Genomic DNA, 18,628 nt, shown 5'->3' with positions numbered 1-18,628 from the left:
TCTCTCCTTATAGCGCAGGTTTATTCGAGCGGGCCGAGATACGGCTCGCCGAGGAAGGCGAGTCCGTCGTCGTCCACTGTCTCGGGCCATTCGCCGGTGAAGCTCCCGGCTCGGTGGCCGCTGGGCGGCGGTGTGTACACCTGCCGCATGGCGTCGTAGATTTCGATGAGGTGGCCGTCGGGGTCGCGGACGCGGAATGCGCGGGGAATTCCGGGGAACAGTTCCGGTGGCAGCCTCACCTCGGTGAGGCCGCGCTCGCGCAGATATGTTCTGGCGTCGCGTAATTGGCGGTACGACCCGACCTGCATGCCGACGGAGAACGTCGTGCTGTGCGGGCTCAGGTCGAGACGGTCCCGCAATTCGATCGGGTACAGGCCGATGCTGTGGTGCTCGGTGCCGGTCCGCAGGAATACGCAGCGCAGGCCGTCGTAGCGGACTTCCTCGGTGATCCGCAGTCCCAGTACGTCCCGGTAGAAGTCCCGGGCGGCGTCGATGTCGGCGACGAACAGGCGTAGCGGGCCGATCCGGACGATCTTGAACGGCCGCGAGAGCAGCACGCCGCCCACGTCGTAGCGCCCGGGCTCCGGCACGTCCCGCAGGCCCGAGCATAGGTCGACGCCGCCCGCAAGCGCGGTGGACACCTCCTCGGACTCCGAAATCTGCGGCAGCGCAGCGGTTTTCCGCGCACCATACCGGTAGAAGTCCAGTGGTTTGCTGAAACCCGCCCAGCCCTCCTGCTCCATCCCGTAGAACAGCTCGTTGGTGTGGCCGTCGGCATCGTAGAAGTAGGTGTGCCAGTTGGAACCCGGCATATCCCGGCCCGATCGCTGGATGCGGCAGCCGCTGCCCCGCAGCCAGCTCTCGCCCTCGACGACCTCCCGCAGCGAGCCGACCTGCCAGGAGATCTGGTTGACCGTCACCTGCGGCGGGAAGTGCCGGTGCTGGTCGACGGCCTCGCGGACCCTGCGGTTGAACAGGACGAAACTGTGGTGGTCGGTGCCGTGCCGCATGAAGTACCCGCCCGGATCGCCGAGTCCCTCGATGGTCTCCGGATTGTCGATCCGTTTCGAGAAGTCGATGCGATCGGAGATGCGCAGGCCGAGCAGATCGTGATAGCAGTGGACGCTCTCGTCGATCAGGGTGCAGTTGAGTCCGATATGGCCGAGCCTGCGCACCCGGAACGGCCGGTCGAGCCGGTAGCCGCCGACATCGAAGCGGCGGGTGTGGGCGGCGGGTCGCCGGATCTGCTGGGGTTCGGAGGTAGTCATCGTGCTCCTCTACTCGGCCGGTACTGCCACGATGCGGGTTTCGAGCCGGCCGACCCCGCGGACCTCGGCCACCACGGTGTCGCCGGGGGACAGATAGCAGTCCCAGGCGGCGGCCGTGCCCGCCGGTGTGCCGGTGAGGATGACATCGCCCGCCCGCACGGGAACGATCCCGGACAGATATTCGATCTGTTCGGCGATCGAGAAGATCATGTTCTCGGTGTTCGACGCCTGCCGCTGCACGCCGTTCACCGACAGCGTCAACTCGAGATTCATCGGATCGGGCACGTAGCCGGCCGGAACGATCGCCGGGCCCAGGGGCATGCAACCGGCGTGGCCCTTCATAGCCAGCCAGTCGGGAAAGAACGGAGTGTCCTCGCGGCGGGCGAAGTCGCGCAGCGACAGATCGTCGGCCACGGTGTATCCGGCGATCACCTCGTGCGCGTCGGCGGCCGCGACATGGGAGGCGTCGCGGCCGATGATCACGGCGAGTTCGACTTCCCAGTCGAATCGTTCGCATCCCGCGGGCCGGACGGTCTCGCCGCGATGCCCGGCCAGCGAGGCCGGCGGCGCCAGGAAGTACAGCGGGGCGCTCGCTCGCCCGCCGCCCGCGGTGCTGCGCATCTCCCGGATGTGGTCGTGGTAGTTGGCCGCGGTGCAGTAGATCGTCGGCGGATCGGAGAGTGCGGGCAGGAAGGTGACCGCCGTGTCGGCGAGCCAGCCGGCGCCGCCGACGTCGTCGGCCGCAGCGTATTCGATGAGGCCGCACCAATGATCCCAGTCCGCCAGCGCGATGCGGGCCGACGAGGGCACGGCGCCGCCGCCACCACCGCGGCGGGCGGCCTCGGCGAGCGGCAGGACGAATTCGTCTGCCCAGATTGCGAGGGTGGGAGTGTTGTCGAGCAGGATTGTGGCCAGGCCGGGCCCGGCGGATGCCGCGGGGAAACGCACGGTGAAAGTGTATGCAGTATAGGTTATCGAATGTCAATAGCCGTACCGCGGCCTGAAAACCGGCGTGACATGCGTCGCCTCCACGCCGTTCCGTCCTGTTCCGGGAAGGGGCCGGTGTTCCGGGTGGTCGGTACACTCCGACGGAAATGAGCTGCGATGCGCAATACCGCAGAGGCGTTGTGGCAGAAGGCATGTGTCCAGGTGGGTTCGGCGGTGAGGGGTGTGTGGTGACCGAAGTGAAGGCGTTGGACGCCGCTGTGCCTGGACCGCGCGGCCTGGCGCTGTCGGTGCACCAGCACCTGCGTCAGCTCATTCTGGACGGCACTCTGCCGACCGGGACGGTCCTGAACCAGGCCGAGCTCGCTCGGGCGCTGGGCGTGAGCCGCACACCGATGCGCGAGGCGTTCCGGATGCTCCAGGAGGAGGGGCTGATCCACGCCGAGCCCGACCGCAAGGCCGTGGTGACCGGCCTCGACCTGGACGATCTCGATGCCATGTACGGCGCGCGCATCCTGCTCGAGGGTCTGGCGGTTCGCCTGACGGCCGCCGCGGGCGCGAGCGCGGCAGCCCCCGCGCTGGAACGAGCGCTGACGCGGATGCGCGAGTTGCGCCAGGAGCGGCAGACCTCGCCCGAATGGCGAAGCGCGCACGATGAATTCCATCGCGTGTCCACGGCGGGCGCGGACGCGCAGCTGTCGCGGCTGCTGGGAATGCTGCGTGAACGCACACACCCCTACCTGCGACTGGCCCAATCCAGCACGCCGGAGAGCTGGCGTTTCGCCGAGCGCCGCCACCAGGCGATCCTCGATGCCTTCGCACGTGAGGACACCGATGCGGCTGTGACGGCCATGGCCGAACACCTGGCGGCGACCGCGCGGCGAGTGGTGGGCGATGCCGATCCCGGGCGGGACCTGCCCGTGGTGCGGCACGCCCTGGCAATGCTCGGCGCCGCGGGCGGGGACTTGCCCGGTCCGTAGCGCTGGGGCGTCCCGCCGCGCGAATCCGCCTGTCGGAGCGAGAGAATGTAACCTATAGTCGATAGAAGATCATCGTCGCGATGCGGTGGCCGTTCCTGCCGGCCGTCTGCTGGGTGAACGCACGACGATCTCGCGAATCGCGATCGATCACAGGGACCGTTGGGGTGCGGCCAGAAAAGCGAGGCAGGATGAGTGTGCGCGATATCGGTGAGCTGATCGCAGCGCCCACAGGGCCCGAGACGTGGGGCCTGCGGACCGACGATCTGGTCTTCGGCAGCGGGGTGACCGGCCGCCATTGGCAAACGGGGGAATTGGCGCCGGATCTCGTGCGCCAGGTCGATACCGCGCTGTCGACCATCGGTTCGCAGCTACGGGATCACGGCGGAAATCTGGACAACGTGGCGCGAATAGGTTTCTATCTGCGTGATCCCGGAGATATCCGCCGGGTCAACGCGGCATGGACGGCCAGATTCCCGGACGAGCACGATCGCCCGACATATAAGTTCATGCGCACGGAACTCGATGCCCCGCACGAGGTCCGGCTGGATTTCTGCGCGATCCTGGGCCAGCGCCGGCGGTGCCTGTATCTGCCGAAGGTGGCGCATGGGAATCCCATCCCGATGGCCGTGCAAATGGGGCCCTACCTGTTCACCTCTCGTGTGCTGCCCTTCGATCCCGCCACCGGCGAACCCGGCCGCGACGGCGCAGAACAGGCCCGGTTCGCGGTGCAGAACACCGATACCCTGCTGCGGCACTCCGGGTTGACCTGGCGGGACGTCAGTCAGGGCCGGGCCTTCGTGGCGGATCCCAGCGATGACGAATTCATCCGCGCGCAATGGCTCGCGCGATTCGACGCGCCCGCACCATTGCATATCACCCGATATCGGGCGGGCGCGCTGGCGGTGCTGCTAGAGATCATCGCCGTGGCGTGACGTGGCGGCCGATTCCCCGAAGGAGAACACCATGTCATCCATTGAACGGCTGACGGAAATCTATCCGCACGAGAATTCGCAGGGCAGGCCCTGGGGATTGCACGCCGACCGCCTGGTGGTCGGGATTGGCCTGGGCGCGCCTCACCGCGACGACGAACCGGAGTCCGAGCTGGAATCGCAGGCGCGGCATGTCTTTCGGGTTATGCGGGAGTTCGTCGAGCGATCGGGTGGCGGCCTGGAGAATATCGCGAAGGTAACGGCGTACGTCACGCGCGAGGAGCACCGTGAACCGGTGAACGGGCGCTGGTGGGAGGAGATTTTCCCGGATCGAGAGAACAGGCCGGCGTACAAGGTGCTACTTGCCGAACTCCCGCCGGGCAGACTGGTCGAACTCGACGTGCTGGGCGTGCTGGGCGCGACCCGGCGCAAGATAGATCTGCCCGGCGTGCCGGCGCGGGATCCGACCGTCGAGATCGGCGGCATGGTCTTCACCTCCCGCGTACACCCGACGGTGCCGTTCGCCGACGGTGGTATCGCGGGGGGCGGACTGCGCGCTCAGGCGCGCCAGGCGTTCGAGAATGTGCTCGCACTGCTGTCGCGTGCCGGTGGAAAACCACGAGATGTCGTGCAGCTCATCGGTTTCAGCCGGACGCCGGAGAACGCCGCGCAGATCCGGGACGTTTTCCTGGAGGTATTCCCGGACGAGGAGACCCGTCCGCCGCTCACCACGCTCACGAATTTCATCCCCGCCAAATTCGAGGTGATGGTGGAGATGTCCGCCAGGATCGGGGACGGGGCGTGATGGCCTTTCCGGAATTTCGCGAGATAGTGGCGGGCGGCAGAGGTGGTGCGCGGGTCCGCGCGATGCAGCTGGGGCCGCTGGTGTATATGCCGGGATTGCTGCCCTCGGTGGAGCCTGGCTCGACGCTGCGCCTGCAACTGGAATCGGTTCTGCAGCACATGCGCTCGGTGCTCGCCGCTGCCGGCGGGGGAGTAGACGATATCGCCCGGGTGACGTTCTACTTGTGCGAGGTCCGGGACCGCAGTGTGCTGAACGAGGTCTGGCACCGCTGGTTTCCGGACCCGCACCATCGCCCGCCGCACAAATATCTGCCCGCGGTTGTCCCCGGCGGCTATGCCGTGATGGTGGACGCGCTGGGCGAATTATCCGGTGGGAGAAGGACACTCGAAATCACGGGTGTCGAGCACCGCGACCCGATGGCGATGGGGGCGCGTATCGGCGATCTGGTGTTCTCGTCCCGGCTGTTCGCGGCGGAACCAACCCTGCAGAGCCAATTCGCGCTGCTGGTCGACCACGCCCGGGTGCTGATGCGCAATGCCGGCGGCGATCTGGACGGCCTGAGACAGGTCACCGTCTTCGCGCCCACCCCGGATATGGCCGCGGCGATGGAGCGGCTATGCGCTGGCTATTGGGCGGCCGAGCAGATCCGCCCGGTCGTGCACATCCTAGTCGTGGACCTCGGCGGCACCCGCATGCCCCGGATCGAGATCATCGGGGTCGTCCCGGTGGCGCGCGACAACGTGGCAGGGCGGTGAGCGATGTACGAGAAGACCACTCTGGGCCTGGACGAAGGGCTGTGTGTCGTCGAGGCGGTGATCGCGGCGGCCCGATCCGCGCCGGATCGCACCTGGCCCGGGGTTTCGGTCGCGGTGGTGGACAAGGAGGGGGAACTGGTCGCCGGGGCGCGGATGGACGGTATGGCCGCGCGGTTCTGGCGCGCGGCCCACCGCAAGGCCTACACCGCGGCGGTGATGGAGCGTGACACCGCCGGCGTGATGGAGTTCTGGAACCGCCAGCAATCGCAGGGACATCGCGGACCGCACGACTGGAACGACCCGATGCTGACCACCCTGCCCGGTGGTTATGTGGTGCGGTACGGCACCAAGATCGTGGGCGGGATCGGGATATCGGGCGGGTCGGGAAAACACGACGACGACCACTTCGCCGAGATCGCCGTCATGGCGCTCGGTGCCGGGTTCCGGCACACCTGCGGGTGGGAGGCCAAGCAGCCCGGTGATTGAAATCTATTGTGACGACGAGTAAGTAAGGATCCGACCAGATGGGCGACATCGCGCTGGAACTCGCGAAATTCTCCACACCGACCATTTCCGACGCACTGGACCGGCTCGGCATCGCCGGTCAGGTGGCGGGAATCTATCCCTCCGACCGCGGATCCCGGCTGGCCGGGCGGGCCTTCACCGTGCTGTACCAGCCGATCGACGTCGAGGGCGGCACGGTCGGGGACTACATCGATGATGTGCCGCCCGGCGATGTCGTCGTCCTGGACAACGGGGGGCGAGTCGACGTGACGGTATGGGGCGACATCCTCACCCTCGTCGCGCAGCGGAAGGGCCTGGGCGGCACCGCGATCAACGGCATCTGCCGCGACAGCGCCCGCGCCCTCGAACTCGGCTATCCGCTGTTCTGCCGGAGCCATTGGATGCGGACGGGCAAGGACCGGGTCAAGGTCGCCGGCGTCCAGGTGCCCGTGGTGCTGGGGCAGGTGCGGGTTCGCCCCGGCGACATCCTGATCGGCGACGCGGATGGCCTGGTCGTGGTGCCCGCCGAGCGCGAGCAGGAGGTGCTCGCCGTCGCCACCGAGATCGAGGAGGCCGAGGAGAAGATCCGCCGCGAGGTGCAGCACGGCACACCGCTGCGGGAAATACGGCAGCGGCTGGGCTATCACACGCTGCAGACACCGCGCGAGACGTAATCGCCGCACGGGTTGGGTACCGGGAGAGTCGGTGGTACCCAACCTGTTTCGTTCGGTCAGGACGAATCGGCGGCAAGTCGGGGCAACACATTGCCTCCGGGCACGACGCGGGCCGATACTTGTCGACGGCGGGCGCGCTCACCGATCACTGCCGAGAGCCGGTGGAGCCCGAGCGCCGGAACGTCCGGGCCCCACCGGTGCGGACGCACACGCGGAACGACGGAAGTCTCCGTGGTATTTACGTCCCGCTGGGGGTGAGGATGCTGAGCCCGGGGGCGGCCGGATGCTCGCGCTGCGAAGCGCTGATGCGCACATCGGCGGACGATGGGCGCGAGTTGGGCGGCCCGGTGGAGTTGCGAACTATCAACTGAGTATCGAGACCGACCGCGAGACCGCGATGCGGCGGGGCACCGCGAATGAGGCGGCTCAGCTCCAGGAAGGCGGACGCGCCGACGGCCTGCAGGGGCACGGCGATCGTGGTCAGTGGCGGGGAATGAAAGTCCGCGCCGAAGATATCGCCGACGCCCACCACGCTGATGTCGCGCGGAACTCGCATACCGGCCGCGTCCAGTCCGTGGATCACGCCCATGGCGAGCAGATCGTTGAAGGTGAGTACCGCGGTCGGTGGGTAACGCAGGATTTTGCGTGCGGCGCTCGCGCCCCCGGCGAGCGTCGGCGGGAACGGGCCGAGGCGATTGACCTTCAACCCGAGCTGTGTGCCTGTGTCGAGTATGGTCCGCCATCGGTTGCCGTCCGCCCACGCCGCGGCAGGCCCGCCGACGTAAGTGATCATGTGGTGGCCCAGATCGCGCAGATACACCAGGGTGGTCCGGACCCCGACGGTCATCTCGGGGACCAAACAGCACAGGCCGGGCACCAGGCGATTCAGTACGACCAGCGGCCGTTTCCCGGCCACGGTCCGCAGCGCGCGGTCCGATATCCGCGACCCGGACACCACGATGCCCTCGGCCATCGGCAGCAGCCGGTCCAGCAGCTCCCGCTCGACCTGCTCGGATTCGCGGGTGTCGAACACGGCCGTGGTGAACCCGGCGTCGTGCGCGGCCGACTGCACGCTGTGAATCAGCCGGAAGTAGTAGGGATTGGCGATATTGGACACGACCAGAGCGATGGTGCCGGTGCCCTCGGACGAGCCGGGCCTGGGCAGCGCCTCGCCGCGGTAGCCGAGTGCGGCGGCTGCGGCGTGCACCCGGGCGGCGGTCTCGGCGCTGACCCGTCCGGGTCGCGAAAACGCCCGTGACACAGTCGATGTCGCCACACCCGCCGCATCGGCGACGTCGTAGATGGTGACCGGCAGCCGCGGCCTAGACATGTTGTCCCGCCATCGGCAACCCGGCGTAGTTCTGGGCGAGTTCGGTTGCGGCCGCTCGGGATCGGGTGACCCGCTCCAGCTGGGACTGCTGCAGGGCGGCGTCGAAATCGTCGCCGTGGCGGTGCAGCATCGTGGTCATCCACCACGAGAAGTACGTGCACCGCCACACCCGTTGCAGCGCGGTCTCCGAATACGTCTCGGCCGGTCGGCTATCGCCCTCGAGCAGCCAGGCGGTGATCGCCCGGGACAGCAGCGCCACATCGGCGACGGCCAGGTTCAGGCCCTTGGCGCCGGTGGGCGGGACGATGTGTGCGGCGTCGCCGGTCAGGAACAGCCGCCCGTACCGCATCGGGGAGGTGACGAAGCTGCGCATCGGCAGCACACTCTTCTCGGTGATGGCGCCGGTCTCGAGCGTCCAGCCGTCGAGTGCGAAACGGGTGGCCAGGCCGTCCCAGATCCGGTCGTCACTCCACTCGTCGATATTCTCCTCCGGGCTCACCTGCAGGTAGAACCGGCTGACGGTCGGCGAGCGCATACTGTGCAGGGCGAAGCCGTCGGGATGCCAGGCGTAGATCAGCTCGTCGGTGGATGGTGGCACATCGGCCAGCACGCCCAGCCACGCGAAGGGGTACGCGCGTTCCCAGACCCGGCGCTGCGCCCGCGGGATCGCCTGTTTGCTCGGGCCGTGGTAGCCGTCGCACCCTACGACGATTTCGGCGTCGAGGCGCTGCGGGCGGCCCGTCGAATCGACGAAGGTGAGGTAGGGGTGATCGCCGTCCACGTCGTGGATGCCGACCTCGCCGGCCTCGTAGAACGCGGTCTGCCCGGCCCTGTCGCGGGCCGCCATGAGATCCTTGGTCACCTCGGTCTGGCCGTATACCCACACCGAGCGGCCCGTCAGGTCCACGAAATCGAGGTGTTGTCGTTCGTTCGGCCACTGCAGGTAGATGCCGCGATGCTCCATACCGTGCCGGGCGAGCCGTTCGCCGACACCGGCCTCGTGCAGCAATTCGACGGTGCCGGCCTCCAGAATTCCCGCTCGCACACGGGACTGCACGTGGTCGGCGCTCTGCCGTTCGATCAGGACCGTCTCTATTCCGGCCAGGCCGAGCAGGTGGGATAGCAGCAGCCCGGCCGGGCCGGCGCCGACGATCGCCACTTGTGTTCGCAGCAATGGGACTCCTTGTCGAACCGTGTGCCCGTGGACGACGCGGCAGCCGCGTCGCCACCCCGGCCGGACTCACGGGCCGAGCATGATCAGCATGCTGGGCGCGAATCCGGGCCAACACGCCTCTTCCATTCAGTGAGCGATTTTCGGGGTTCGGGCTGCTCATTGCCGCCGCCGGGGCAGCCGGTTCCGGTGGATTCGTAATCACGAATTCCGGTCAATGGAAACAATCGAATTACCACCGTATTTCTCCGGGGTGAATGCTAGCGTCCCGAGCCGGTCAAGGAGCTGCAACGTAGGAGTAGTTGTTTTGAGCTATCCGCACCGCATTGTCGAGCGTTATCGCACTCGCCGGATTTAGCCTCGTATCGTATCTCGGCCCCGCGGCCGACGCCGTGTCTGCCCCGCTGAGCAACGTACAGGTGGTCGCCAAATTCGATATCGGCACACAGCAGCAACCGGAGAATATCGCGCTGGAACCGGACGGTTCCGCGGATGTCACCTTCAACGGGGCGCATCAGGTGGCCCGGGTCGGCACGAATGGCACGGTCACCGTGCTGGCCACCCTGCCCGCGTCCACGAACGGCGTCGCGGCCACGGCAGACGGAATCGTGCGCGGTTCGGACGGCACTCTGTACGTGGACTACGGCGCCGGCAACCAGTCGGCCACTAGATGATTACGCCCGGCAGCACTACGCCACAGCTGTTCGCCGCTCTGCCGCAGGTGGGATGGCTAAACGGCCTGGCGCTTGATTCGGCGCACGGGAATCTGGTCGTGCTCATCCATGCAGGCACGGCACAGACAGTGCTCACATCCTCGGACGGTCTGTCCAATCCGACCTCGGTCAAGATTTCGGGCTCGCCCGTCTATGTGACGAGCGCGGCCTATTTCACCACATCCGACCCGAACCTGCTGACCGCGACGCTGAGTTGAGCGCCGCCCCGCCGCCGGGCAAGGTGGCCCGGCGGCGTGCCCGGGCCCGCTCCGGCCCTGGGCTTCGATTGCGGCGACCCGATGCGGCACGGCCTAGATAGGATTGACATAAGCTACTAAGTAGGTAACGTGCTTAGTGTACTTAGCGACGGCCGGATGGGTGATCTGACATGACCGAAATCGTGATAACTGGATGGCCGCCCACAAGGTGGCGGCCGCAGCTGCCCGCCACTGGGTCCCGGTAGGGGCGGGGTCGACCATGGCACGCTCGTCCAATGGTGAATCCGTGCTGTCCCGGGTGGTGCGGATCTTCGAGGCGTTCGGCCCGGATACTCCCGCGATCACGGTCAGCGAGCTTGCCCGCCGCGCCGACCTGCCGGTGGCCACCACATCCCGGCTGGTCAGTGAGCTGGTCGGCTACGGCTGGCTGCGTCGCGACGGCCGCGAGCTGCGGACCGGGGTGCGGATGTGGGAACTGGCGGTGCGGGCCTCGCCGACCCTGGGGCTGCGGGAGGCGGCGCTGCCGTATATGGAGGACCTGCACGACGTCGTGGGTCATCATGTCCAGCTGAGCGTCCCCCAGCACCACGAGGTGCTCTATATCGAGCGGCTCTCGGCACCCGGCGCGGTCCGGAATCTGAGCCGGTTCGCCGGCCGGCTGCCGTTGTACGCCGCTGCGCCCGGTCTGGTGCTGCTCGCACATTCACAGGCCGAACTGCAGGAGACGATCCTGTCCGCGCGGCTGCGCGGATTCACCCACCACACCATCACCGATCCGCGGCGACTTCGCCTGCTGCTCAGCGATATCCGGCACCGTGGCTATGCCTACTGCGCCGGATTCATCAACGAGGAGGCGGTCTCGGTGGCGGCTCCGGTGCGCAACCGCGAGGACCAGGTGGTGGCAGCGCTATCGGTGATCGTGCCGAACGATCCCGCCGCCAAAACCCTGGTGCCCGCGGTGATCGCGGCGGCACTGGGCATCTCCCGGTCGCTGTCCGCCACTACGCGCGCGGGGGCGCGGCACTACGCGCCGCGGTGATTCACTCCGGGGTGGTCTGTGCAGTGTCGACCTGGATCAGCCGCGGGCCGTCCGGCGTCGCGTTCAGCTCGGCGTGTAGCTCGTCGAGGCCGCTGACGGCGGTGGCCGGCACGCCGTACCCGGCGGCCAGGGCAGTGAAATCCAGGCCGCCGATCTCGGTGCCCGGCACATCGGTGGTGCCCAGGATCTCGGCGAACCACTGTAGCGCGCCGTAGGTGCCGTTGCGCAGGATCACGAAGGTCACCGGAACCCGGTAGTGGGCCGCAGTCCACAGGGCGGTGATGCCGTAGTTGGCCGATCCGTCGCCGATCACGCCGACCACGGGTCGACCGGTCCCGGCCAGTCCCACCCCGACCGCGGCGGGCAGGCCGAAGCCCAGTCCGCCCGCGGCGGGCCAGAAATAGGAGGCGGGGTGGCGCAGATCCATCTGTCGCCACCACGCCGCGTTGGTGGAGGTGGATTCCACGACGTAGCAGGTGTCGGCGGGCTGGGTTTCGCGCAGCGTGGCGAAGACCTGTTCAGGATGCAGCCCGGCAGTCCCGGCGGGGGCGGTCGCCGGTTCGGCGGCGGGGCGGTAGGCGGGCAGGCCCGCCTGTGTCCGGGCGGGTACCCGTTCGAGCAGTGCCGCGATCACCGGGGCCGGATCGGCGACCAGCGCCTCACCCATCGGGGCGCGGGCGGCGGCCGCGGCGTCGTCGGTGACCAGGATCAGCCGGGTTCCCTCCGGCAGGTACGGGCCGGGCTGGTGCTGGTGGTACCGGAACACCGGCGCGCCGAGCACCAGAACCAGGTCGTGCCCGGTCAGTTCCCGCGTCACCGCGGCGATACCGGCGGGCAGCACGCCGCGAAAGAGCCGGTGGCGGTTGGGGAACGGCAGCCGGAACGGCGATGGCGCCACCCATGCCGGTGCGTCCAGGTGCTCGGCCAGGGCCACCGCCCGCTCGAAGAGCCCGGCCGCGTCGATGTCGCCGCCGAGCACCAAGACCGGGTTGCGGGCGCGGGCGACCGCCGCGACCAGATCGGCAAGGTCGGACTCGGCGGGGAACCGTCCGTGTCGGACGGCGCGGCCCAGTACTGCGCAGGCATTGGCGTCGAGCTCGGCGGTCCAGTCGTCGTAGGGCACCGACAGATAGGTGGGGCGGCGCTGCGCCTGTGCCTCGAATACCGCCTGCGCGAGCGAACGGGGAACATCGGCGGCACAGGCCGGCTCGCCGGCCCATCCGACCAGCGGGCGCATCAGCTGGGACGCGTCGACGTTGGCCAGCATCGCTTCCGGCCCGATCGCCGAGCGCACCTGCTGGCCGGCGGTGAGCACCAGCGGCGTGCGGGAGTAGACGGCATTGGTCAGCGCGCCCATCGCATTTCCCGAACCCGCGGCCGCGTGCAGATTGACCAGCACCGGCCTGCCCGTCGCCTGCGCATAGCCATCCGCCATACCGACCACCGCGCCCTCGTGCAGGCCCAGTACATAGCGGAACGTGTCCGGCAGTTCGGCCAGGAACGGCAGCTCATTCGAGCCCGGATTCCCGAAGATGGTGGTCAGGCCGTGGCGTTCGAGGAACTCGTGGGCGATCCGGCGGGCGGTTGGCATAAGCGGACTCCTTCGATCGACCCGGATACGGTCGATGTCATTGTGGCTCCGGACGTTCTGGTAATCGTGTACCCGCCGGGGCACGGCGAGAGCCGCCCCCGGCGGACACACTTGCCCGCAGTCCTGCCGACGGCCGGGCGGGGAGCCGGTAGGGTGTCTCGACTCGATGGGATATTCCGGCCGCCGATGCGGGCTCTGTCAGCATGCGCGGGCCGTCGCGGCCGTCACCAGAGGCATTTCACCCAATGGTTTGGATGCTTTCATTTGCGACCGGCGCGGTTCCATCCAATGGAAGAATCGTTGTGCCGCGGATGTGCCGGGCGAATGCTCAGGGGACCGGCCGCAATCCTGTTTCGCGCGCCGCGGGCCGGTTTCGCCCGGCCCGGCTCGACCATCGATAGGAATATCCATGTCCATTACCCGGGAATTGCTGATCGGCGGCAAGAGCACGCCCGCCGCCGGTGGGCGCACGACCGCCGATCTCGACCCCTCCGGCCGGTTGTTCGCCACCGTGGCCGCGGCTGCACCCGAGGATGCGACCGCCGCCGTCGACGCGGCCCAGGCACAGCTCGAATCCTGGTCGGCGCTCGCGCCGTTCGCGCGGCGCAAGATCTTCCTGACCGCGGCCGATCTGCTCGAGCAACGCACCGACGACGTGGTGGCGCTGCTGGCGGCCGAGACCGGATCGCTGACCGGCAACGCGCTGTTCAACGTGGGCATCGCGGCGAATATCCTGCGCGAGGCCGGCGCGGCGATCACCGCTCCGCGCGGTGAGGTGCTCTCGGTCGAGCAGCCGGGGGCCCTGGGCCTGGCCGTGCGTGAGGCGCTGGGCGTCGTCGTGGCGTTCGCGCCGTGGAACGCACCCGTCATCCTGGGCGTGCGGGCGGTGGCCGGGCCGCTGGCCGCCGGAAATACGGTGGTGCTCAAGGCCAGCGAGGAGGCCCCGGTGTCGTCGGGCCTGTTCGTCGCCGACCTGCTGACCGAGGCCGGGTTGCCGGAGGGCGTGCTGAACGTGATCACGAACGATCCGGCCGACGCCCCGGCCATCGCGCAGACCCTGATCGGCGACGAACGGGTCCGCGCGGTGAACTTCACCGGTTCGACCAAGGTGGGCCGGATCATCGGCACGCTGGCCGCGCAGCATCTCAAGCCGGCGGTGCTCGAGCTGGGCGGGAAGAATTCGGTGATCGTGCTCGACGACGCCGACATCGACTACGCGGTCTCGGCGGCCGCATTCTCGGTATTCGCCAACGCGGGGCAGATCTGCATGTCCGGTGATCGCATCCTGGTTCACCAGTCGCGGGCGCGGGAATTCACCGAGAAGTTCGCCGCGAAGATCGCCGGATTGCCCGTCGGCCTCCCGCACGATCCCGCCGCCCAGATCGGCCCCCTGATCAACAGCGCTGCGGCACACCGCGTCGCAGGTCTGGTCGCCGACGCGGTGGCGCATGGGGCCACCGTCGTGACCGGCGGCGGCGAGCCGGACGGCCCGCTGCATCCGGCCACCGTGCTCACCGGTGTGCCCGCGACCGCGGACCTGCACTACGCCGAAGCCTTCGGCCCGGTCTGCGTCATCGACACATTCGCCTCCGACGACGAGGCGGCGGCCAAGGCCGGCGACACCGAGAACGGGCTGACCGCCGGAATCATCACCGAGAACGCGGTGCACGGCCTGAAGCTCGCGAAACGGCTGCGGACCGGCATCGTGCACATCAACGACCAGACCCTCGCCGATGAGGCCCAGGCCCCGTTCGGCGGTGCCGGGGCCTCGGGATACGGGCGGTTCGGCGGCCGGTGGGCGCTGGAGTCCTTCTCCAACACCCGGTGGGTCACGGTGGCCACCGAACACGCCCAGTACCCGCTGTAATGCGGTGCGGGACTTCGCCGCCGGTCAGTAGGCGACCGTAAAGCGCTGCCGATGGTGCGCCTGCCGGTCGAGGTCGTCCAGTATCGCGGCGGCGAAGTCCTCGCCACCGATGGTGGATTTGCCGTCGGGATCGGTGAGCAGAACATCGCCGCCGATGCGGTAGGTTCCCGTGCGCTCGCCGGGGACGAAGGAGCCGTAGATAGCGGGCGGGCTGATGTAGAACCAGTCGGCGGTGGCGTCGGACGCACGCAGCGCTTCGAGGACCGATATCTGGTTGCCGGCCTCCTGCTTCCACTCTTCGTGAAAGTCCGGGGTGTCGAACAGCCGGGGGCCGTCCTCGGACACGAACAGGCCGGCCGCGCCGCCGACCACCCCGAGCCGCCCGCCCGACGCCGCGGCGGCATCGAGCAGGGCGGGCACGGAATCGAGCAGCTTCTCCCCGCCGGCCGGGGTCGCTCGCACAGTAAACATTCAGCCGTCGGGATTGGCGCTGGTCAGAGGCATGGCGTGATGGCCGGTCGGCTGGGGTAGGCGACCGCGATCAACGCCCGGATCCGCCGATCAACCTCGGCGAGGACCCCCGCAACGCGGATGAGCATGCCGTGGACGAACCCGTCGCTGGGTTTCGCGCCGGTCAACGCCTCCAACAACGCCACGCACCGCTGCACCGGAATATGCTGAACCACCAGCAGATACACGGCAAACGCCTGCAGGTTCGGGCCGTACCCGACTTTGCCTTGCCGGGCACCGTCGGGGCGGGTCGCGGTATGGACGCGCCCGCACCCGCAGGCCACTTTGTGCATGTCGTATTGGGTAACGGTCAGGCGTCACTTCGGGGATGTCGGTCTGCTGGTAGCCCTCGACGATCCCCAGATCGGTCGCGCCCTTCAAAGCCGCGCCGCAGCCGCAGTCTCCTTCGGGAAACCGGTTTTCCGTCTTGTCGGGCTTGTCCCGGAACTTCAGATGGGTCCCCTGCGCACCAGGCTGCTTACCTCGCTTGCGGCCCTCGCCGGCAGGTTTCGGCTTCGTCGGCGGCGGTGTCTTACCGGGGGCGTCGTCACCGGAGGGTGGCATCGAGGAATTGCGGCTGTTACGTGTCTGTAGATGCTCGAGCTTGGCCATTCGCGCGGTCAACTCCACGTTCGCGGCTGTCAACGGGGAAGTCATGTCGATAGAACCGTCTCTCGCCGTGAGCGGCTCCGGCGGGCGCCCCGAGCCACGATCATGCTGATCCGGGCGGGCGGGGTGGACGGGCGGGGTGGACGGGACAATCGCTCTCTCATCCAGTGGAAAACGGAGAATCCACCGGCGGCGGTCGCCCAAGGCCGCCGGTGGATGGTGCGCCGGTATTTCAGCCGAGGCTGAACGGCGGCCCCCAGACGTTGACCGACCCGACCGCGTACTTGGTCTGGATACGAACCTTTGCGAAGGCCCGGGCTTGCGCGTAACCGGCACAGCCGTTGAGGGCGATCGTGGTGTCTTCCCAGTGCACACCCGACGTGTTGGTGCTGTGGAAGTAATTGAACGGGTAATTGGCATCGTCCCCGAACGGCGTGGGCCGCTCGATGTCCAACAGGGAGAACGTCTGGGCTTGCCCCGGACCGAGACTCAGCGTGGCCGTACTGCCGCTGGAAGCGGTGGTGGTGCTCGACGTGGCAGAGGCGGTGGCGGCTTCCGATACGCCGCCGCCGTTGATATTGATCTGGCAGCCCACGACGTAGCCGGGCCAGACCCAGCCGTCGATGGCCTGGCCGTTCGTCATCGACACCTTCACACGGCCACTGACCCAGGCGTTGCGGTGTAGCGGGGTGCTGCCCATCGACGGGTTGATGGTGGCGCTGTCCTCGGTCAGGGTCAGTGTCACGACCGAGCCGTCCTGCAGGGTCTCGGTCACCGTCTGGTCGGGGAGCGGGACGAAGGTGTCGGCGTTCGCGGCACCGGTGGACAGCATGCCTATAGCGGTCGCGGCGACAGCGGAAAGACACGCTGTCCGGGCGTGATGGTATTTGATCATTGTGGTCGTCCCTCGCGGTTGAATTCTCATTCGATCGGATATGTCTCGGCGAGTCGTCTCGTCATCCGATGCTGAACGGCTGTCCGTAGAGCGTGGTCCGCGAATAGTCGTTGCTGAAGATATCGACGTTCGTATATGCCCGGGCCTGCGCATAGCCCCCGCAGCCCTCCACGTCGATTTGATTGTCCTTGTAGGAGATCGAATAGGTGCCGGGCTCGAAGATGTCCTTGTACGTCGTCTGCACCATCATCACCTGCCCCGGGCCGAGCTGCAGGCTGATCGAGCCATTGGCGCCGACGCTGGTCGTGGACACGTTGAAACCGCCGCCTGCCGAGATCGCCGACGTGCCGATGGCGACCTGACAGCCGACGATATAGCCCGTATTCAGCTGCGAGGCACCGTGCACCGAGGAATTGTTGCTGCCGGGCGTATTCGCAGGCGGAATGATGAACGGCCCGGGCCCGGGAACCGTGGGTGTCGTGGTGACATTCGCGACCACTGTTCCGGATACCCACGCGACGCGCCCGAGACCGTTCGCCGCCATGGATGGCGAAATCAACGCCGACTCGGCGAATCGATCGATCTTGACGCCATCTTCGGCGTTGACCTTCTCGCCGTTCGGCAACGGGACGAATGTGTCCGCGTTGGCGGCGCCGGTCGACAGCAGCACTATCGTCACGGCCGCGATGGCGCCAGCACCGGATACCCTTGCCCCGTAACGCACCCACCCTGCGCTACGGGCGAATTCGGCAGTGGGGGAGTGCATAATTTCTTTCCTCATCTGAAACCCTAATCTGGAGAACCTGGTCATATCGGGTGACTCGCGTTCGTGCACGCGGAAATCTGACCTATCGAGCGGCGCGAGAATAAAATGCCGGGAAGATTCCTGGCGGAACATTCGGCCTGCGTTCCGAACCGGTCGGCCAGAACGGAGAGGAATGTGCCGGCCGAGTGTTCGGGCGGTAATACCTACCTGCGCTGCCGTCGGCGGGAAGATTCACACGCAGGCGGGGGCAGGGGATACATTGTCGAGTTCGTCGTTGAACTTCCATTGGTACCTAGTCGGTCGATGCAATTGGGGGGCCGGGCCGGGTGTGCTCCGGATCACAGCTTCCTGAGAGTATTGTTCTCGGTATGCCCGATTTGCAATTAGTTGCCGTGACTTGCCGCCAGGTAACTGGTCAGGGGTTATGCGGGCAGCCATGGTCGTCCCTCGGCGAGCATGACGAGGGTGTCGAAGGCGTGGCGGCCGTGTTTGGCTGCGGTGGAGATGTAGCTGCGTATCGCACAGAATTGTTGGGCTCGGGGTGAGGGTTCGCAGGCAGCCGGAGATTTTCTGGCGGACTTTGATCATGCGGATGTCGCGTTCGCTGCCGTTGTTGTCTGGTGGGACGGCGAAGTTGGTGGTGAATCGCCGGTAATCGGCCTGTCGGTCGGTCAGCCGCCGTGCCAGGGCGTGGTGTTTCTTCATTATTTGCCCGGTCCGGGCGGCGGTCTCGGTCAGGCCGAGGCGAGTCGCGGATCGGTAGAGTACGACTTGTTCGGCGAGGGCGGCGGCATCGACCGCGACATTGCCCGCGGCGACGGCGCCGGCGACCAATTCCTGCATCGCGACCAGAGCGTCGGCGGCTTGGGAGGCCCAGCACCACTCGGAGCCGGGCGCGGCGGTGTCGGTGACCGCCTGCAGTTCGCGTAACGCGTGGGCGCAGCAAAGCTGGTGCGCGGCATCGGCATACGTCTCATACGGCCGCCAGTTTGTTCACGAAGTGGAAATCTTGCCGTTTCGCGGGTGCAGCACATGATATTGCCTATCACAACGGCGCCG

General features: G+C 67.6%; 19 protein-coding genes and 2 pseudogenes. 10 read left to right on the top strand and 11 right to left on the bottom strand.

Annotated elements, in window-relative coordinates:
• Positions 1-20 precede the first annotated feature (20 nt).
• Positions 21-1,268 carry a VOC family protein gene (locus ACV7NQ_RS46965; RefSeq protein ID WP_463365380.1) on the bottom strand — a complete coding sequence of 416 codons (1,248 nt, stop codon included), beginning with the start codon at positions 1,266-1,268 and terminating at the stop codon, positions 21-23.
• A 9-nt stretch (positions 1,269-1,277) separates the two neighbouring features.
• Positions 1,278-2,216, bottom strand: a complete 939-nt coding sequence (locus tag ACV7NQ_RS46960; protein ID WP_463365379.1) for a fumarylacetoacetate hydrolase family protein — start codon at positions 2,214-2,216, stop codon at positions 1,278-1,280.
• A gap of 227 nt (positions 2,217-2,443) precedes the next feature.
• Between ACV7NQ_RS46960 and ACV7NQ_RS46955 the strand changes: the two genes are divergently transcribed.
• The 6 genes from ACV7NQ_RS46955 to ACV7NQ_RS46930 all read left to right on the top strand — a co-directional run bounded on the left by ACV7NQ_RS46955 (position 2,444) and on the right by ACV7NQ_RS46930 (position 6,860).
• Positions 2,444-3,193, top strand: a complete 750-nt coding sequence (locus ACV7NQ_RS46955; RefSeq protein WP_463365378.1) for a GntR family transcriptional regulator — start codon at positions 2,444-2,446, stop codon at positions 3,191-3,193.
• Positions 3,194-3,381: 188 nt separating this feature from the next.
• The gene (locus tag ACV7NQ_RS46950) at positions 3,382-4,125 is read left to right on the top strand and encodes a RidA family protein (RefSeq protein ID WP_463365377.1); all 744 of its coding nucleotides are present in this window, start codon (positions 3,382-3,384) and stop codon (positions 4,123-4,125) included.
• Positions 4,126-4,156: 31 nt separating this feature from the next.
• A complete protein-coding gene (locus ACV7NQ_RS46945) occupies positions 4,157-4,927 on the top strand; it encodes a RidA family protein (RefSeq protein WP_463365376.1) in 771 nt (256 codons plus the stop codon).
• Positions 4,927-5,682 carry a RidA family protein gene (locus ACV7NQ_RS46940; protein ID WP_463366078.1) on the top strand — a complete coding sequence of 252 codons (756 nt, stop codon included), beginning with the start codon at positions 4,927-4,929 and terminating at the stop codon, positions 5,680-5,682. The genes ACV7NQ_RS46945 and ACV7NQ_RS46940 overlap by 1 nt, the downstream gene beginning before the upstream one ends.
• A gap of 3 nt (positions 5,683-5,685) precedes the next feature.
• Positions 5,686-6,168: a heme-binding protein gene (locus tag ACV7NQ_RS46935; protein ID WP_463365375.1), complete on the top strand. Its 483-nt coding sequence runs from the start codon at positions 5,686-5,688 to the stop codon at positions 6,166-6,168.
• A 38-nt stretch (positions 6,169-6,206) separates the two neighbouring features.
• The gene (locus tag ACV7NQ_RS46930) at positions 6,207-6,860 is read left to right on the top strand and encodes an RraA family protein (RefSeq protein ID WP_463365374.1); all 654 of its coding nucleotides are present in this window, start codon (positions 6,207-6,209) and stop codon (positions 6,858-6,860) included.
• A 238-nt stretch (positions 6,861-7,098) separates the two neighbouring features.
• On the opposite strand, the gene ACV7NQ_RS46925 is transcribed toward ACV7NQ_RS46930, so the two are convergent.
• Both ACV7NQ_RS46925 and ACV7NQ_RS46920 read right to left on the bottom strand, forming a co-directional pair.
• Positions 7,099-8,190, bottom strand: coding sequence for a LacI family DNA-binding transcriptional regulator (locus tag ACV7NQ_RS46925; protein ID WP_463365373.1), 1,092 nt, complete (start codon positions 8,188-8,190; stop codon positions 7,099-7,101).
• The gene (locus tag ACV7NQ_RS46920) at positions 8,183-9,361 is read right to left on the bottom strand and encodes a 4-hydroxybenzoate 3-monooxygenase (protein ID WP_463366077.1); all 1,179 of its coding nucleotides are present in this window, start codon (positions 9,359-9,361) and stop codon (positions 8,183-8,185) included. Before ACV7NQ_RS46920 ends, ACV7NQ_RS46925 begins: the two co-directional genes overlap by 8 nt.
• A gap of 419 nt (positions 9,362-9,780) precedes the next feature.
• Between ACV7NQ_RS46920 and ACV7NQ_RS46915 the strand changes: the two genes are divergently transcribed.
• The 3 genes from ACV7NQ_RS46915 (at position 9,781) to ACV7NQ_RS46905 (ending at position 11,331) form a co-directional block, all read left to right on the top strand.
• The gene (locus ACV7NQ_RS46915) at positions 9,781-10,035 is read left to right on the top strand and encodes a hypothetical protein (protein ID WP_463365372.1); all 255 of its coding nucleotides are present in this window, start codon (positions 9,781-9,783) and stop codon (positions 10,033-10,035) included.
• Positions 10,032-10,292: a hypothetical protein gene (locus ACV7NQ_RS46910; RefSeq protein WP_463365371.1), complete on the top strand. Its 261-nt coding sequence runs from the start codon at positions 10,032-10,034 to the stop codon at positions 10,290-10,292. The genes ACV7NQ_RS46915 and ACV7NQ_RS46910 overlap by 4 nt, the downstream gene beginning before the upstream one ends.
• 259 nt (positions 10,293-10,551) lie before the next feature.
• Positions 10,552-11,331: an IclR family transcriptional regulator gene (locus ACV7NQ_RS46905; RefSeq protein WP_463366076.1), complete on the top strand. Its 780-nt coding sequence runs from the start codon at positions 10,552-10,554 to the stop codon at positions 11,329-11,331.
• A gap of 1 nt (position 11,332) precedes the next feature.
• Here ACV7NQ_RS46905 and mdlC read toward each other — a convergent pair whose 3' ends face one another.
• The gene (gene mdlC, locus ACV7NQ_RS46900; protein ID WP_463365370.1) at positions 11,333-12,922 is read right to left on the bottom strand and encodes a benzoylformate decarboxylase; all 1,590 of its coding nucleotides are present in this window, start codon (positions 12,920-12,922) and stop codon (positions 11,333-11,335) included.
• A 409-nt stretch (positions 12,923-13,331) separates the two neighbouring features.
• On the opposite strand from mdlC, the gene ACV7NQ_RS46895 reads away from it, so the two are divergent.
• Positions 13,332-14,789: an aldehyde dehydrogenase family protein gene (locus ACV7NQ_RS46895; RefSeq protein ID WP_463365369.1), complete on the top strand. Its 1,458-nt coding sequence runs from the start codon at positions 13,332-13,334 to the stop codon at positions 14,787-14,789.
• 24 nt (positions 14,790-14,813) lie between these two features.
• On the opposite strand, the gene ACV7NQ_RS46890 is transcribed toward ACV7NQ_RS46895, so the two are convergent.
• The 6 genes and pseudogenes from ACV7NQ_RS46890 to ACV7NQ_RS46865 form a co-directional block, all read right to left on the bottom strand.
• Positions 14,814-15,251 carry an NAD(P)-dependent oxidoreductase gene (locus ACV7NQ_RS46890; RefSeq protein WP_463365368.1) on the bottom strand — a complete coding sequence of 146 codons (438 nt, stop codon included), beginning with the start codon at positions 15,249-15,251 and terminating at the stop codon, positions 14,814-14,816.
• Between the two features lie 32 nt (positions 15,252-15,283).
• Positions 15,284-15,592: a hypothetical protein gene (locus ACV7NQ_RS46885; protein WP_463366157.1), complete on the bottom strand. Its 309-nt coding sequence runs from the start codon at positions 15,590-15,592 to the stop codon at positions 15,284-15,286.
• Between the two features lie 169 nt (positions 15,593-15,761).
• Positions 15,762-15,956: pseudogene (locus tag ACV7NQ_RS46880) on the bottom strand (DUF6444 domain-containing protein); the annotation flags it as partial.
• Between the two features lie 184 nt (positions 15,957-16,140).
• Positions 16,141-16,803: an MspA family porin gene (locus ACV7NQ_RS46875; RefSeq protein WP_463365367.1), complete on the bottom strand. Its 663-nt coding sequence runs from the start codon at positions 16,801-16,803 to the stop codon at positions 16,141-16,143.
• 61 nt (positions 16,804-16,864) lie between these two features.
• Entirely contained in the window at positions 16,865-17,701 is an 837-nt protein-coding gene (locus ACV7NQ_RS46870) for an MspA family porin (RefSeq protein WP_463365366.1), read from the bottom strand.
• A 99-nt stretch (positions 17,702-17,800) separates the two neighbouring features.
• Positions 17,801-18,496, bottom strand: a pseudogene (locus ACV7NQ_RS46865) (IS66 family transposase); the annotation flags it as partial.
• Positions 18,497-18,628 lie beyond the last annotated feature (132 nt).

The sequence above is a fragment of the Nocardia sp. Tas62D01 genome, assembly GCF_055232035.1.
The sequence above is the reverse complement of the archived record's forward strand: the minus strand, read 5'-3'. Positions and strand labels throughout refer to the sequence as shown.